Origin of the sequence: Salifodinibacter halophilus (genome assembly GCA_012999515.1) — a bacterium.
Lineage (GTDB): Bacteria > Pseudomonadota > Gammaproteobacteria > Nevskiales > Salinisphaeraceae > Salifodinibacter > Salifodinibacter halophilus.
Genome location: JABEEB010000301.1, coordinates 1 through 267, shown reverse-complemented (window position 1 = coordinate 267; position 267 = coordinate 1). Strand labels below are relative to the sequence as shown.

Sequence of the window (267 nt, the reverse complement as noted above, 5' to 3'; positions counted from 1 at the left end):
CGTCGACACCGGCCTGCGTTACTGGAAGCAGCAGTTGCACGACCGCCTGCAGGCGCTGGAGCTGCCGCTGAACCGGCCGCGCCCGGCGGTGCACACCTACACCGCGGCGCGCCACGCCTTCGCCATCGACGGCGAACTCGGCGCGCGCCTGCGCCGGCGCGCGCAAGAACGTGGTTTGGCGGTCGAAGACGTGCTGCTGGCGGGCTTCCACGCCTTCCTGCGCCGCTACACCGGCCACGACGAACTGGTGATCGGCGTCAGCGCCGA

General features: G+C 71.9%; 1 protein-coding gene. It reads left to right on the top strand.

Annotated features, from left to right (window positions below; translation table 11 throughout):
- A partial coding sequence (locus HKX41_11765; GenBank protein ID NNC24810.1) for a hypothetical protein occupies positions 1–267 on the top strand: 267 nt, incomplete at both ends.